The sequence below is a fragment of the Inmirania thermothiophila genome, assembly GCF_003751635.1.
GTDB lineage: Bacteria > Pseudomonadota > Gammaproteobacteria > DSM-100275 > DSM-100275 > Inmirania > Inmirania thermothiophila.
The window spans coordinates 456,887-472,062 of the sequence record NZ_RJVI01000001.1; the positions used below are offsets into that span (position 1 = coordinate 456,887).

The 15,176-nt window shown below is 71.9% G+C and carries 13 protein-coding genes; 9 read left to right on the forward strand and 4 right to left on the reverse strand.

Features of this window, described 5'->3' with window-relative positions; genetic code table 11:
- The first annotated feature begins 277 nt into the window (after positions 1-277).
- The 8 genes from EDC57_RS02170 to EDC57_RS02205 all read left to right on the forward strand — a co-directional run bounded on the left by EDC57_RS02170 (position 278) and on the right by EDC57_RS02205 (position 9,033).
- Positions 278-1,267, forward strand: coding sequence for a TRAP transporter substrate-binding protein (locus tag EDC57_RS02170; protein WP_123399803.1), 990 nt, complete (start codon positions 278-280; stop codon positions 1,265-1,267).
- 124 nt (positions 1,268-1,391) lie between these two features.
- Positions 1,392-1,934 carry a TRAP transporter small permease gene (locus EDC57_RS02175; protein ID WP_123399805.1) on the forward strand — a complete coding sequence of 181 codons (543 nt, stop codon included), beginning with the start codon at positions 1,392-1,394 and terminating at the stop codon, positions 1,932-1,934.
- A complete protein-coding gene (locus tag EDC57_RS02180; protein ID WP_123399807.1) occupies positions 1,931-3,328 on the forward strand; it encodes a TRAP transporter large permease in 1,398 nt (465 codons plus the stop codon). The genes EDC57_RS02175 and EDC57_RS02180 overlap by 4 nt, the downstream gene beginning before the upstream one ends.
- A gap of 85 nt (positions 3,329-3,413) precedes the next feature.
- Entirely contained in the window at positions 3,414-5,243 is a 1,830-nt protein-coding gene (locus EDC57_RS02185; protein WP_123399809.1) for a sensor histidine kinase, read from the forward strand.
- Positions 5,240-6,559: a sigma-54-dependent transcriptional regulator gene (locus tag EDC57_RS02190; protein WP_281272245.1), complete on the forward strand. Its 1,320-nt coding sequence runs from the start codon at positions 5,240-5,242 to the stop codon at positions 6,557-6,559. The genes EDC57_RS02185 and EDC57_RS02190 overlap by 4 nt, the downstream gene beginning before the upstream one ends.
- An 88-nt stretch (positions 6,560-6,647) precedes the next feature.
- Positions 6,648-7,085, forward strand: a complete 438-nt coding sequence (locus tag EDC57_RS02195; protein WP_123399813.1) for an ATP-dependent zinc protease family protein — start codon at positions 6,648-6,650, stop codon at positions 7,083-7,085.
- Entirely contained in the window at positions 7,082-7,987 is a 906-nt protein-coding gene (rimK, locus tag EDC57_RS02200; protein ID WP_123399815.1) for a 30S ribosomal protein S6--L-glutamate ligase, read from the forward strand. Before EDC57_RS02195 ends, rimK begins: the two co-directional genes overlap by 4 nt.
- Positions 7,984-9,033: a succinylglutamate desuccinylase/aspartoacylase family protein gene (locus EDC57_RS02205; RefSeq protein ID WP_245995104.1), complete on the forward strand. Its 1,050-nt coding sequence runs from the start codon at positions 7,984-7,986 to the stop codon at positions 9,031-9,033. Before rimK ends, EDC57_RS02205 begins: the two co-directional genes overlap by 4 nt.
- A gap of 99 nt (positions 9,034-9,132) precedes the next feature.
- Here EDC57_RS02205 and EDC57_RS02210 read toward each other — a convergent pair whose 3' ends face one another.
- The 4 genes from EDC57_RS02210 to EDC57_RS02225 are packed head-to-tail and all read right to left on the reverse strand — an operon-like array spanning position 9,133 to position 14,196.
- The gene (locus tag EDC57_RS02210) at positions 9,133-10,035 is read right to left on the reverse strand and encodes a CoB--CoM heterodisulfide reductase iron-sulfur subunit B family protein (RefSeq protein WP_123399817.1); all 903 of its coding nucleotides are present in this window, start codon (positions 10,033-10,035) and stop codon (positions 9,133-9,135) included.
- A 10-nt stretch (positions 10,036-10,045) separates the two neighbouring features.
- Positions 10,046-10,675 (reverse strand): 4Fe-4S dicluster domain-containing protein, encoded by a 630-nt coding sequence (locus EDC57_RS02215; RefSeq protein ID WP_123399819.1) that lies wholly within the window; start codon positions 10,673-10,675, stop codon positions 10,046-10,048.
- Between the two features lie 10 nt (positions 10,676-10,685).
- Positions 10,686-12,908: an FAD-dependent oxidoreductase gene (locus EDC57_RS13265; RefSeq protein ID WP_123399821.1), complete on the reverse strand. Its 2,223-nt coding sequence runs from the start codon at positions 12,906-12,908 to the stop codon at positions 10,686-10,688.
- A gap of 4 nt (positions 12,909-12,912) precedes the next feature.
- Entirely contained in the window at positions 12,913-14,196 is a 1,284-nt protein-coding gene (locus EDC57_RS02225) for an FAD-dependent oxidoreductase (protein ID WP_123399823.1), read from the reverse strand.
- 167 nt (positions 14,197-14,363) lie between these two features.
- Between EDC57_RS02225 and EDC57_RS02230 the strand changes: the two genes are divergently transcribed.
- Positions 14,364-15,173 carry a CbbQ/NirQ/NorQ/GpvN family protein gene (locus EDC57_RS02230; RefSeq protein WP_123399825.1) on the forward strand — a complete coding sequence of 270 codons (810 nt, stop codon included), beginning with the start codon at positions 14,364-14,366 and terminating at the stop codon, positions 15,171-15,173.
- Positions 15,174-15,176 lie beyond the last annotated feature (3 nt).

Here is a 15,176-nt window from a genome sequence, read left to right on the forward strand (position 1 = left end):
CAGCCTCCGTCCGTTCGTCGTCTGCGACGGATATGGGGCCGCCCCGGCGCGCCTCAAGGTGTGCGGCGGACCGCACGGCGCGGGGCGTCCGTGTGCGGATTTCCGCACGGCGGCGGGGCGGGGCGGGCGCGCCGGAGGGATGCGAAAGCCTGGCTTGAAGCGGCCTTCAGGGGATCTTGGGCGTGCCCGCCCGTCCTGGCATCACCCTTGCAAGGCTGGCGCCGCCGGCCCCAGGGCCGGTCCCGACCGGCGAGACAACGAGAGGAGGTATCACGCCATGCGACTGATCCGTGCCGCAGTGCTCGGCGCCGCCGCGGCGGCGCTCGCCGCCCCCGCGGCCATGGCCGCGCCGACGGTGATCAAGTTCTCCCACGTGGTCGCGGAGAACACCCCCAAGGGGCGGGCGGCCAACGCCTTCGCCGACATCGTCAACACCTTCATGGGGGACGAGGTGCGGGTGGAGGTCTACCCCAACTCCCAGCTCTACAACGACAACAAGGTCCTGGAGGCCATGCTGCTCGGCGACGTGCAGATGGCCGCGCCGTCGCTGTCCAAGTTCGAGCGCTACACCAAGAAGCTGCAGGTCTTCGACCTGCCCTTCCTGTTCCGCGACATCGACGCGGTGGACCGCTTCATCGCGAGCCCCGCCGGCCAGGGCCTGCTCGCCTCCATGGAGCGCAAGGGGATCGTCGGCCTCGGCTATCTGCACAACGGCATGAAGCAGCTTTCGGCCTCGCGGCCGCTGCGGGTGCCGGCCGATGCCAATGGCCTGAAGTTCCGCATCATGTCCTCGGACGTGATCGCAGCCCAGTTCGAGGCGGTCCGCGCCACGCCCCTCAAGAAGCCCTTCTCCGAGGTCTTCACGCTGCTGCAGACCAAGGCCATCGACGGCCAGGAGAACACCTGGTCCAACATCTACTCGAAGAAGTTCTACGAGGTGCAGCCCTACATCACCGAGTCCAACCACGGCTATCTGGGCTACATGGTGGTGACCTCGAAGGAGTTCTGGAACGGGCTGCCGGAGGCGACGCGGGCGAAGCTCAAGAAGGCCCTGGACATCGCCATCGAGTACGGCAACCAGGTCGCGCGCGTGAAGGCCGGCACCGACCGTGCAGCCATCGCCCGCAGCGGCCGCAGCGAGATCATCCAGCTCACCGACGAGCAGAGGGCCCAGTGGGTGGAGGCCATGAAGCCGGTGTGGAAGAAGTTCGAGCGCGAGATCGGCGAGGACCTCATCGAGGCCGCCCTGCGCGCGAACGAGGGCTGACCGCGCGCCGCCGCCGGGCCAGGGACGGCCCGGACCGAGTCCTTGCACCACGCGGGGCCGCGTGCGCGCGCCCCCGCATCGGCCGCGGCGCCGGCCCGCAGGCCGACACCTCGGAGGTTCGCTGATGTCCGTCCGTGTGCTCAACCGCATCGAGGAGGCGGTGATCGCGCTCCTCCTGGTCGCCACCACGCTGCTCGTGTTCGTCGACGTGGTGCTGCGCTTCGGCTTCGGCACCGGGTGGCTGTGGTCGCAGGAGCTCACCCTGCACCTCTCGGCCTGGTTCGTCCTCTTCGGCGCAAGCTACGGCGTCAAGGTGGGGGCCCACATCGGCGTCGACGCCCTGGTGCGGGTGCTGCCGCGGCGCGCGCGGCGCGCGGCGAGCGCGGTCGCGGTGGCGGCCGCGCTGGTCTACTGCGGCCTCTTCCTCGCCGGATCCTGGATCTACCTCGGCAAGATGTTCCGCATCGGGATCGAGATGGAGGACCTGCCCGTCCCGCTCTGGGTCGCCCACGGGATCCTGCTGGTGGGCTTCGCGCTGCTCGCGCTGCGGCTGCTGCAGCTGCTGTGGCGCGTGTTGCGGGGCGAGGCCGAGGGCTTCCGCTTCGCCGACGAGGCCGAGGAGAGCCTGCATCTGGCGCGGGGCGAGGCGGAGGAGGCGCGGCGATGACCTCGGCGGTGCTCTTTCTGCTGCTGTTCCTGTGCATGGCCATCGGGATGCCGGTGGCGATGGCGCTGGGGCTCTCCAGCGTGGTGACGATCCTCTTCTTCTCGCAGGACTCGCTGGCCTCGGTGGCGCTCAAGCTCTTCGAGGCCCTCTCCGAGCACTACACCCTGCTCGCGATCCCCTTCTTCATCCTCTCCTCCGCCTTCCTCTCCACGGGGGGCGTGGCCCGGCGCATCATCCGCTTCGCCATGGACGCCGTGGGCCACATCCGCGGCGGCCTGGCCATGGCCTCGGTGCTCGCCTGCATGCTCTTCGCCGCGGTCTCGGGCTCCTCGCCGGCGACGGTGGCGGCGATCGGCTCCATCGTCATCGCGGGCATGGTGCGGGCGGGCTATCCGCAGTCCTTCGCCACCGGCGTGATCTGCAACGCCGGCACCCTCGGCATCCTCATCCCCCCCTCCATCGTGATGCTGGTCTACGCCGCGGCGACCGAGGTCTCGGCCGCGCGCATGTTCATGGCGGGCGTCATCCCGGGGCTCCTGATGGGCGGGATCCTGATGTTCGCCATCTACGTCGTCGCCCGCATCAGGGATCTGCCGGCGCGGCCCTGGCCGGGGCTGCGCGAGCTCGCCGCCTCCTTCTTCTCGGCCTCCGGCGGGCTCATGCTCATCGTCATCGTCCTCGGCTCCATCTACGGCGGTATCGCGAGCCCCACGGAGGCCGCGGCGGTCTCGGCCGTCTACGCCTTCCTCGTGGCGGTGCTGGGCTACCGCGACATCGGGCCCCTCAAGGGGGTGCCCTGGCGGCGCGAGGGCGAGCCGCTGGCGCGGGCGGCGGCCCGCAACCTCCTGCAGATGGCGTGGGCGCTGGTGCGCAGCGCGGGCGATGCGCAGGTGCGGGGCGTGGTGATGGAGGCGGCCAAGGTCAGCATCATGCTGCTCTTCGTCATCGCCAACGCCATGCTGTTCGCCCACGTGCTCACCACCGAGCGGATCCCCCACGCCATCGCCCAGCAGATCGTCGAGATGGGCCTGCCGGCGTGGGGATTCCTGATCCTCGTCAACCTCGTGCTGCTTGCCGCCGGCAACTTCATGGAGCCCTCGGCGATCATTCTCATCATGGCGCCGATCCTGTTCCCCATCGCCACCCGGCTCGGCATCGATCCCATCCACCTGGGCATCATCATGGTGGTGAACATGGAGATCGGCATGATCACGCCGCCGGTGGGGCTGAACCTGTTCGTGGCCGCCGGGATCACCGGGCGCAGCCTGCCGTGGGTGGTGCGGGCCGCGGTGCCGTGGCTGGGGCTGCTGCTGCTGTTCCTGATCCTCATCACCTACCTGCCCCAAATCTCCCTCTTCCTGCCGGGGCTCATCGACCGGCTGCAGGGCTATTGAGGGGCGGGCGAGTTTACAGCCGGGCGGCACGCGGCTAGGGTAGCCGCGGCGTTGCGGGCCCGATCCCCGCGGAGGGCCGGATCCCATGGCGGAGAGGCCGCTGTCGCGCACCCTGGCCGCCGGCATCGTCGCCCTAGTGGTGGCGGCGCCGGTGCTGCTCGCCCTCGTCTGGCAGCTCGCCGCCGGGCGGGGCTATGCCGAGCTGCGCGAGCAGGGGGCGCAGCGGCTGCGCCTCTACGCCGCGGTGCTCGAGCGCGAGCTCGGCAAGTACGAACCGCTGGCGCGGCTGCTGGCGGATGTGCCGGTGGCGCGCGCGGCCCTCTCGGGCGCCATGGCCCCGGAGCCCGCGAGCCGCGCGCTCGAGCGCTTCGCCGCCCTCGCCGGGGCCGATGTGGCCTACCTCATGGCCCCAGACGGGCGCACCGTGGCGGCCAGCAACTGGCGCTCGGCGGACTCCTTCCTCGGCCGCGACTTCGGCTTCCGCCCCTATTTCCGCGAGGCCATGGCCGGACGTCCGGGGCGCTACTACGCCCTCGGCGTCGCCTCCCTGCGCCGGGGCTTCTACTTCTCCCATCCCGTGCGCGACGCCGCCGGCGTCGTCCGCGGCGTGGCCGTGGTCAAGGTGGGCACGGAGGCGCTGGAGGCGCTGCTCTCGGCGGACGGGGCGCCGGTGGCGGTGACCGACCCCGACGGGGTGGTGTTCCTCTCCAGCCGCCCCGAGTGGCGCTTCCGGACCCTGGGGCCGCTGTCGGACGAGGCGCGGGAGGCGATCCGCGCCGGCCGCCGCTACGGCGATGCGGCGCTGGAGCCGCTCCCCGTGGCGGCGCAGGAGGTGGTGCCGGGCGGCGTGCTGGTGCGCCTTGCCGCCGGCGGGCGCGGCCCCTCGGTCTTCCTGCGCCAGAGCGTGCGCCTGCCCTATGCCGGGTGGATCGTGCACGTCTTCTCCGACGTGCGGCCGGTGCGTGCCTTCGCCGCCACGGCGACCCTGCTCGCGGGGGTGGCGCTCGCCGGCCTGGGCGTGTTCGCAGGCTACCTGGACCAGCGGCGGGCGCGGCTCATGGAGCGCATCGCCCACCAGCAGGCCATGCGCGAGACCCTGGAGGCGCGGGTCGCCGAGCGCACCGCCGAGCTCGAGGCCGCCAATGCGCGGCTGCGCGAGGAGGTGGCGGAGCGAAGGCGTGCCGAGGCCGCCCTGCGCCGCACCCAGGACGAGCTGGTGCGGGCGGGGAAGCTGGCGGTGCTGGGCCAGATCGCCGCCGGCGTCACCCACGAACTCAACCAGCCCCTGGCGGCGATCCGGGGCTACGCCGACAATGCCCGCGTGCTCATCGAGCGCGGGCGCCTCGCGGAGGCGGCGGAGAACCTCGCCCGCATCGGCGAGCTCACCGAGCGCATGGCCGAGCTCAGCCGCCACCTCAAGGTCTTCGCGCGCGGCGACGACGGCGCGCCGCCGCAGGCGGTCTCCCTGGGCGAGGCGGTGCGAGGGGCGTTGCGGCTGCTGGCGCCGCGCCTGCGCGCGGCCGGGGTGGAGCCGGTCCTGGAGGAGGCCGCCGAGGTGCAGGTGCGGGGGCACGAGGTGCGGATCGGGCAGGTGGCGGTGAACCTCCTCGCCAACGCCCTGGACGCGGTGGCGGGGGTGGCGGCGCCGAGGATCGCGGTGCGGGTGGCGCGCGAGGGCGGCTGCGGCGTGCTCGAGGTGTGCGACAACGGCCCCGGGATCCCCGCCGGCGCCGAGGAGCGCATCTTCGACCCCTTCTACAGCACCAAGGAGGTGGGGGAGGGGCTGGGGCTCGGCCTCTCCATCTCGCTGAGCATCGCCGAGGCCTACGGCGGGCGGCTCCTCGCGCGCGGCGCGCCGGGGGCGGGGGCCTGCTTCCGGCTGGAGCTGCCGCTGGCGCAGGAGGCCGCGGCGTGAGCCGGGGAATGGTCCTCTTCGTCGACGACGAGCCGGCGGTGCGCGCCGCCGCGGTGCAGTCCCTGGAGCTTGCGGGGCTGTCCGCCCGCGCCTGTGCCGAGGCCGCCGAGGCCCTGGCGCTGGTGGGCCGGGACTTCGCCGGGGTGGTGGTGAGCGACGTGCGCATGCCGCGCATGGACGGCATGGCGCTGCTACGGCGGGTGCGCGAGGTGGACCCGGAGCTGCCGGTGGTGCTGGTCACCGGTCACGGCGACGTCCCCATGGCGGTGGAGGCGATGCGCGCCGGGGCCTGGGACTTCATCGAGAAGCCCTACCGCAGCGAGCATCTGGTGGAGGTGGTGCGCCGGGCCTTGGAGAAGCGCGCCCTCGTGCTCGAGAACCGCGCCCTGCGGGCGGAGCTTGCGGCGGCAGGCGAGGGGCCGGTGCTGCTCGGCCGCTCCGAGGCCATGCGGCGGCTGCGCGAGACGGTGGCGGCCGTGGCCGCCACCGAGGCCGACGTCCTCGTCATCGGCGAGACCGGCAGCGGCAAGGAGGTGGTGGCCCGCACCCTGCACCGCCAGAGCGCGCGCCGCGGAGGGCGCTTCGTGGCGGTCAATTGCGGCGCCCTGCCCGAGAGCATTATCGAGAGCGAGCTCTTCGGCCACGAGGCGGGGGCCTTCACCGGGGCGCGCGAGCGGCGCATCGGGCGCTTCGAGTACGCCAGCGGCGGGACCCTGCTCCTCGACGAGATCGAGAGCATGCCGCCGCCGCTGCAGGTGCGGCTGCTGCGGGTGCTGCAGGAGCGCGCGGTGGAGCGGCTGGGGGGCAACGAGCCGGTGCCGGTGGACGTGCGGGTGGTGGCGGCGACCAAGGAGGACCTGCTCGCCGCCGCCCGCGAGGGGCGCTTCCGGGAGGATCTCTACTACCGTCTCGACGTGGTGCGCATCGTGGTGCCGCCGCTGCGGGAGCGGCGCGAGGACATCCCGCTCCTGTTCCACCACTTCGCCGCCGAGGCCGCGGCCCGGCACGGGCGCGAGCCGCGTGAGCCCGATCCCGCCACCGTCGCCCGCCTCATGGCCCACGACTGGCCCGGCAACGTGCGGGAGCTGCGCAACGCCGCGGAGCGCTGGGTCCTGGGGCTGGAGGGCGCCGAAGGCGGGCCGCGCGGTCTCGCCGAGCGGGTGGAGGCGTTCGAGCGTGCGCTGCTCGCCGACGCCCTGCGCCGCCACCGCGGCGACATCGGCGCCGTGTGCGCGGAGCTCGCGCTGCCGCGCAAGACGCTCTACGACAAGCTGCGCCGCCACGGCCTCAGGCGGCGCGACTTCACGGACGGCTGAGGTGGGGTGCCGCGGCCGGCGGGGGCGTGACAGCCGCGGGCGCCGGCCGTACGATCGCGGCGCGAGTCCTTTCGGGAGGGTCTGTACGGTGGCGGATCTGGTGGGGTGGCGCGAGTGGGTGGCGCTGCCCGAGCTCGGGATCGCGCGCATCAAGGCCAAGGTGGATACGGGGGCGCGGACCTCGGCCCTGCACGCCTTCTATGTGGAGCCCTTCGAGGAGGCGGGTCGCAGCTGGGTCCGCTTCGGCGTCCACCCCCTGCAGGGGTGCGACGAGGTGGAGGTGCACTGCCGTGCGCCGTTGCGCGACCGGCGCGTGGTCACGGATTCGGGCGGACATCGCGAGGAGCGGTGCGTGATCGTCTCCGAGGTGGTCGTGGGCGGGCGGCGCTGGCCGCTGGAGCTGACCCTGACCAACCGCGACACCATGCGTTTCCGCATGCTGCTCGGGCGGACCGCGCTGCAAGGAAGGTTCCTCGTGGATCCGGCACGGTCCTTCGTCCAGGGCGACCCGGAGGCGGGCCGGTGAAGATCGCCATCCTCTCGCGCAACCCCAGGCTCTATTCCACGCGCCGGCTTGCCGAGGCGGCCGAGGCGCGCGGCCACGAGGTGCAGATCCTCGACGTCCTGCGCTGCTACATGAACATCACCTCGCACCGGCCCAGCATCCACTACCGCGGGCAGGAGCTCACCGGCTTCGATGCCGTCATCCCCCGCATCGGCGCCTCCGTGACCTTCTACGGCACCGCGGTGCTGCGGCAGTTCGAGATGATGGGGGTCTATCCCCTCAACGAGTCGGTGGCGATCACGCGGGCGCGGGACAAGCTGCGCTCGCTGCAGCTGCTCGCCCGCAAGGGCGTCGGCCTGCCGGTGACGGGGTTTGCGCACTCGCCCGACGACATCGACGACCTCATCGACATGGTCGGGGGGGCGCCGCTGGTGATCAAGCTCCTGGAGGGCACCCAGGGCATCGGCGTGGTCCTCGCCGAGACCCGCAAGGCGGCAGAGAGCGTCATCGAGGCCTTTCTCGGGCTCAAGGCCCACATCCTCGTGCAGGAGTACATCCGCGAGGCGGGGGGCGCCGACATCCGCTGCCTCGTGATCGGCGAGCGGGTGGTGGCGGCGATGAAGCGGCAGGCGCGCGAGGGCGAGTTCCGCTCCAACCTGCACCGCGGCGGCAACGCGACCCTCGTCAAGCTCACGCCCGAGGAGCGCGCGGCGGCGGTGCGGGCCGCGCGCATCATGGGCCTCAACGTCGCCGGCGTCGATCTGCTGCGCTCGGCCCACGGTCCCCTGGTGATGGAGGTCAACTCCTCGCCGGGCCTCGAAGGCATCGAGCGGGTCACCGGCAAGGACATCGCGGGCATGATCATCCATTTCATCGAGAAGAACGCCCGCCCCCACCGCACCCGCACCCGGGGGCAGGGGTGAAGGCGGCCGGCTTCACCATCCGCGGCGAGCGCATCCCGCCGGGGACGCGGCGCACCGTCGATCTGCCGCTGCCCCCTCTCTTCACCCATACGCCGCTCGCCATGCCCGTGCACGTGGTGTGCGGCCGGCGGGACGGGCCGCGCCTGTTCGTGAGCGCGGCGATCCACGGCGATGAGATCAACGGGGTCGAGATCATCCGGCGCCTGCTCAGGAGCCCCGCGCTTGTGCGGCTGCGCGGTGTGCTGGTGGCGATCCCGGTGGTCAACGTCCACGGCTTCGTCACCCACTCGCGCTACCTGCCCGACCGGCGCGACCTCAACCGCAGCTTCCCGGGCTCGCCCGAGGGCTCGCTCGCCGCGCGCATCGCCCACCTCTTCCTCGAGGAGATCGTCGCCCGCTGCACCCATGGCATCGATCTGCACACCGGTGCCGGCCACCGCTTCAATCTGGCCCAGATCCGCGCCAATCTCGACGACGAGGAGACGCTGCGGCTCGCCCGCGCCTTCGGTGCGCCGGTCCTGATCCACGCTGCCGTGCGCGACGGCTCGCTGCGCGAGGCCGCCGCCGCGCGCGGGATCCCGACCCTGCTCTACGAGACCGGGGAGGCCCTGCGCTTCGACGAGCTCTCCATCCGTGCCGGCGTGCGCGGGATCCTCCACGTCATGGAGGCGCTCGGGATGATCGCCGCCCGGCGGCGCGGCCGGCCGCTGCCGGAGCCGGTGCTGACGCGGGAGACGGCCTGGGTGCGCGCACCCATGAGCGGGGTGCTGCGGATGCTGGTGGCCCCGGGCGGCCGGGTCGACGAAGGCGGGCTGCTCGCGGTGATCGCCGACCCCTTCGGCGAGCGGGAGATGGAGGTGCGCGCCCCCTTCGCCGGGATCGTCATCGGGCGCACGCAGCTGCCCCTCGCCAACGCAGGCGACGCCCTCTTCCACATCGCCCGCTTCCGCCGGCCCGACGCGGCGGTGGAGACCGTCGAGGCCTTCCACGAGGCCCTCCAGCCCGAGCCGCCGGATGTGCCCTACCCGGAGGGGCCGCTGCTTTGAGGCCGCACGCCCGGGGCGCCACCGGGCGGGGGCGGACGCAGGCGCGGGGGGCGGAGCGTTTCCTCCTCTTGGGTGGTACCGCGGCCCCGCCGCGCCCGGCTACTTGCCGGCGATCTGCTCCAGCTTCTCGGCGCGGATCACCTGCCCGTCGAGGCCCGCCTCCTTGGCGCTGCGCCCGAAGGCCACCGCCATGAGCGTCGTGTAGTAGACCACCGGCATCCGGAAGCGGGTGCCGTAGCGCTTGTTGATCTCGTCCTGGTAGATCTCGACGTTCATCTGGCATACCGGACAGGGGGTGACGATCATCTCGGCGCCGCCGTCGTAGGCCGCCTCGATGATGTCCTTGACCATCGCCTGGCACTTCTCCGGCTCGGAGAACATGAGGGCCCCGCCGCAGCACTGGACCTTCTTCTCGTAGTGCTCCACCGGCTCGGCCCCCACCGCCTCCACCATCTTGTCGAGATAGACCGGGTTCTCGAAGGATTCGCCGGCGATGCCGAAGGGGCGGTTGGTCTGGCAGCCGACGTAGCCCGCGATCTTGATGCCCTCCAGGGGCCTGGTCACCTTCTCGCGGATGGCCTCGTAGCCGACGTCCTCCACCAGCACCTCCACCATGTGGCGGACGGGCTTGCGGAACTCGGCCTTGAGGCCGCCCGCCTCCAGCACCACCTCCATCTCCCGGCGCAGCTCGGGGTCGGCCTGGACCCGCTCCTGGGTCTCGCGCGTGGCGAGCCAGCAGGCGGCGCAGGTGGCGACGATGTCCTGATCCGGATGGGCCTGCTCGGAGAGGGCGATGTTGCGCGCCGACAGGGCCAGCCGCGGCAGTTCGCCGCCCTTGGCGTAGCCGATGGAGGCCGCGCAGCAGTTCCAGTCCGGGATCTCGTTGAGCTCGATGTCGAGGCTCTCGCACACCGCCTGGGTCGAGACCAGGTAGTTGGAGGACGAGGCCGACTTCTGCGACGAGCAGCCGGGATAGAACGAATAGCGCCTCTTCTCAGCCATGTCGTGGTCCTCAGCCGGCGGACCCGCCGGTGGTGCGGGCCTCCTCGAGCTCGCGGGCCTTGGCGATCATCGCCTTGAGGCCCTGGATGTCCTTGACCTTGTGCGGACGCACCAGCTCCATGGGACTCATGCGCCCGGCCCTGAGCATCGCCTGGCCGATGGGCCGCTTGGCGAGCGCCGTCTTCACCCCCTCGGCGAAGCCGTTCATGAAGTAGAGGCCGAGGCCGAGCTTGAGCTCGTTGACGCGGCCCTTCTTCATGAGGTTGTCCCAGAACATCTCGGCGAAGCGCCGCGTGGGCTGCGTCTTGGGGGCGAGCCCCAGGCGCGCGGCGTAGTGGGCGAGCCCGTGCATGATGTGGGTGATGGGCAGGCCGCGCGGGCAGCGCACGATGCAGTTGTAGCAGGAGGTGCACATCCACATGGAGCTGGAGGCGAGCACCTCCTCGCGCTTGTTGGCGCGGATCATCATGAAGATCTCCTGGGGCGGGTGCTCCCAGTAGGGGCCGAGCGGGCAGGAGCCCGCGCACACCCCGCACTGCATGCACATGCGCACCCAGTGCCCTTCCTCGACGTTGGCCTCCACCTCGCGCAGGAAGTCGTTGCGGTAGCGGGCGGCCATGGCCTGGTTGAGCTCGCTCATCGCCGGCCTCCTAGAACTTGAAGGGGCTGAGCCCGATGCGGTCGATGGTCTCCATGTACTCGCGGATGAGCTCGGGGATGCGCTCGATGTCGGCGATGGAGACCTCGTAGGTGGCGACCCGCTCCTGCTCGAGCGACAGGCTCTTGAGGGTGTCGTCGATCTTGCTCATGCGGTAGTGGGCGAGCTCGGAGCCGCGCACGAAGTGGCACTGGTAGTTGTCGCCCTTCCTGCAGCCGAGGAGCATGACGCCGTCGTAGCCGGAGTTGAGGGCGTCGGAGATCCAGATGGTGTTGACCGAGCCGAGGCAGCGCACCGGGATCACGCGCACGAAGGGGCTGATCTCCCGGCGCAGCATGCCCGCCATGTCGAGGGCCGGGTAGGCGTCGTTCTCGCAGGCGAGGACGAGCACCCGCGGCTTCTCCTCGAACTCGTCCGGGATCTCCACCGCCTTGAGCTGTTGGCCCACGGTCTCCACCGAGTAGTTCTGGAAGGAGATCACCCGCACCGGGCAGGCCCCCATGCAGGTGCCGCAGCGGCGGCAGCGGGCCTCGTTGAAGACGGGATAGCGCTGCTCGTCCTCGTCGATGGCGCCGAAGGGGCACTCCACGGTGCAGCGCTTGCACTGGGTGCAGCCCTCGCGGCGGAAGCTGGGGTAGCTGAGGTCCCCCACGCGCGGGTGCACCGCACGGCCCTGGGCCGCGTTCTCGATGGCCTGGATCGCCTTGAGGGCGGCGCCGGCGGCGTCCTCCATGGCCTGGGCCATGTCCATGGGGCGGCGCACGGGTCCCGCGAGGTAGATGCCGGTGCGCCGGGACTCGTACGGGAAGCAGATGAAGTGGCTGTCGGCGAAGCCGTCCTTGAGCTTGGGCACATCCGGGCCCTGGCGGTAGGTCAGGTTGAGGATGGACTCCACCGGCACCTCCACGGTGGCCTGCTCCTCGGCCACCGCCTCGGGATCGAAGTCCACCCCGGAGTTGGGGATCATCCCCGTGGCCAGCACCACGAGATCCGCCCGTGCCGCGGTGTCCTCGTCGAGGATGAGATCCTTGAAGCGGACCTCGAGGCCGCCGTCGGCGGGCACCACCTCGCGGACCTCGCCCTTGGCGAAGACGATCCCCTTCTCCTGGCCCGCGCGGTAGAAATCCTCGCCCGGCGCCCCGGGGGTGCGCAGGTCGGTGTAGAGGACCGTGGCGTCGATCGCCGGATCGCGGTCCTTGAAGTACATAGCCTGCTTGATGCTGGTCAGGCAGCAGTGGCCCGAGCAGTAGGGCAGCTGTCCCTCCTCGTCGCTGCGCTGGCCCGCGCACTGGACGAAGACGACGCTGCGCACCTCCTTGCCGTCGGAGGGGCGGCGGATGGGGCCGTCCCCCGCCTCGCGGGCGAGGGCCTCGAGGCCCGCCTGATCCACCACGTCGGGGCTCTTGCCGGCACCCAGGTGGGGCAGCCGCGAGAGGTCGTAGGGGGTGAAGCCGGTGGCCATGACGATGGCGCCGGCCCGGACCGTAGTGCTGGCGCCGCTCTCGCCCGCCACCTCGGCCTCGAACCGCCCCGGCGCCCCGCTGGTGCGGGCCAGGTGGCTGTTGAGATGGACCGTGATCCGGGGGTGCGCCTCGACCCTGGCGATGAGCTCGTCGATGCCGGTGGGTTCGGGGTCGCGGTAGGGGGCGCGCTGGGGGATGCGCCGGTGCATGCGCGCGGCGTGCCCGCCGAGCTCGCCCCGCTTCTCCACCACCACCACGTCGTAGCCCGCCTCGGCCGCCTCCAGCGCCGCGGTGAGCCCGGTCACGCCGCCGCCCACCACCAGCACGGTGCGGCAGAGGGCCGCCTCCGGGTTGGCCTGCGGCACCTGCAGATGCTTGATCTCGGCGCAGGCCATGCGGACGTAGTCCTCGGCCATCTCCTGGGTCGTCTCGCGCGCCTCCTCCTCGTCCGGGCGGACCCAGATCACGCCCTCGCGCAGGTTGGCGCGGCTTACGGCGACGCCGTCGAAGCGGAAGGCCTCGGTCTTGGCCCGCGGCGAGCAGGCGGCGATTACGATGTGGGTGGCCTCGCCCGCCTCGAGGTCGGCGCGGATCATGCCCACGCCCTCGCCGCCGCAGAGGAACTCGTGGGTCTTGACATAGCCCATGCGGCCCTCGCGCTCGGCGATCTTCGCCAGGGCGTCGACGTCGAGCCGCTCGCCGATGCCGCAGCCGCTGCAGATGTAGGCCCCGAACTTCTTCTCGTCCGCCACTGGATCAGCCCTCCGTGCCGGCCGCGCGGTTGACCACCTGGATGGCGCGCAGCGCCGCCGCCGTCGCGCTCTGCGCCGCGCGGTTGACGTCCAGCGCGTCCTCGGCGCAGCCGGCGGCGAAGATGGCGCCGTTGGCCGGGTCGCGCTCGATGAAGCCGTGCTCGTTGCCCGCCACCGCCACCGGCAGCTCGGAGGCCTTCACCGCCGGCTCCATCCCCGTGGCGAGCACCACCAGATCGTAGGGTTCGGCGTAGCGGCGATAGCCCTCCGTGTCGACCCCGTGGAGGACCACCCGGCCGTCGTCGCCGCGGGTGATGTTGGCCACCTTCGACTTGATGAAGCGGATCTTGGGATCGCGGCGCACCGCGCGGTGGAAGTCGTCGAGGCGGTCGATGGCGCGGATGTCGATGTAGTAGATGTCCATCTCGACGTCCTCGCCCAGGGCCTCGCGCACGTAGTGGGTCTGCTTGAGGGTCGCCATGCAGCAGATCCGCGAGCAGTGCTTGAGGTGGTTGACGTCGCGCGAGCCCGCGCACTGGATGAAGGCGATGCGCCTCGGGGGCTCGCCGGTGGAGGGGCGCTGGATGCGGCCGCCGGTCGGCCCCATGGGGTCCGCCATGCGCTCGAACTCCATGTTGGTCACCACGTCGGCGTAGCGGTCGTGGCCGTAGGGCTGGATCCGGTCGGCGTCGTAGGGGCGCCAGCCGGTGGCCCAGATGATGGCGCCGACGTTGACCGTGGCCTCGCTCTCGCGCATGTCCAGGTCGATGGCGCCGTAGCGGCAGGCCGCCTTCGCCCGCTCGGCGTCCTCGCTGCCGAGGATGCGCGGGTCGATGACGTAGCGCTGCGGGAAGGCCATGGGGTGGGGGAGATAGGCGCCCTTGCGGCGGCCGAGGCCGAGCTGGAACTCGTCCTCGAACTCCGCCTCCACAACCTCGGCGCAGGCGCCGCAGGCGGTGCAGTCCTCGGTGACGTAGCGCGGGCGCGTGCGCAGGCGGACGCGGTAGTCGCCGGGGCCGCCCTCGATCCCCACCACCTCGGTGAGGGTGAGCACGCGCACGCGCGGATTGGCCTTGAGCCGCCGCAGGTTGATCTCGATCCCGCAGCTCGGCACGCAGAGCTTCGGGAAGTAGCGGTGGAGCTGGCTCACCCGGCCGCCGAGGCTGGGGGATTTCTCCACCAGGATGACGGGCTTGCCCACCTCGGCCGCCTCGAGGGCCGCGGTCATGCCGCTGATGCCGCCGCCGACGACGAGGATCGTCTGGCTCGTGGCGATCGCCTCGCTCATGCAACTCCCTCCCCGCTCGGCCGCCCCGGCAGGGCCTGTGCTAGGCTTGGGCGGCGCAGTCCGGCGAGTAGCATACTGGCCGTCGGGTGCCGGCTTCCACGTCTAAGTGGCGATTTCTCAATAGAAATTTCTTGGGCGCGGATAGAGCCCCCCTATAAATGAGCTTTATGGACGAGTTTCCGGGCGCCATCGCACCCCCGCCGGCCGAGGCCCCCTACTACGAGCCGGTGGGCGACGAGGTGGCCGTGTTCGAGGCGGCCTGGCGCAGCCGCCTGCCGGTGCTGCTCAAGGGGCCCACCGGCTGCGGCAAGACCCGCTTCGTCGAGCACATGGCGTGGCGGCTCGGCCGCCCCCTGGTGACCGTCTCCTGTCACGAGGACCTCACCGCCTCCGATCTGGTGGGGCGCTACCTCGTGCGCGGCGGCGAGACCACGTGGGTCGACGGGCCGCTGGCGCGGGCGGTGCGCGCCGGCGCCATCTGCTACCTGGACGAGATCGTCGAGGCCCGCAAGGACACGACGGTGGTCATCCATCCCCTCGCCGACGACCGCCGCCTCCTCCCCATGGAGAAGCGGGGCGAGCTGCTGCAGGCGCCGCCCGAGTTCGGCCTCGTCATCTCCTACAACCCCGGCTACCAGAGCGTGCTCAAGGATCTCAAGCAGAGCACCCGCCAGCGCTTCGTCGCCCTCGAGTTCGATTATCCGCCCGAGCCGCTGGAGGCGCGCATCGTGGAGCGCGAGGGCGGGGTCGATGCCGAGACCGCGGCGCGCCTGGTGCGCTTCGGCCGCATGACGCGCAACCTGCGCGGGCAGGGGCTGGAGGAGGGGGCGAGCACGCGCCTGCTGGTGCATACGGCGCGGCTCATCGCCGCCGGGATCCCGCCGCGGGCGGCCTGCCGCGCGGCGGTGGCGCGGGCCGTCACCGACGACGCCGAGCTGGTGGCGGCGGTGGAGGAGCTCGCCGGCACGGTGTTCTGAGGG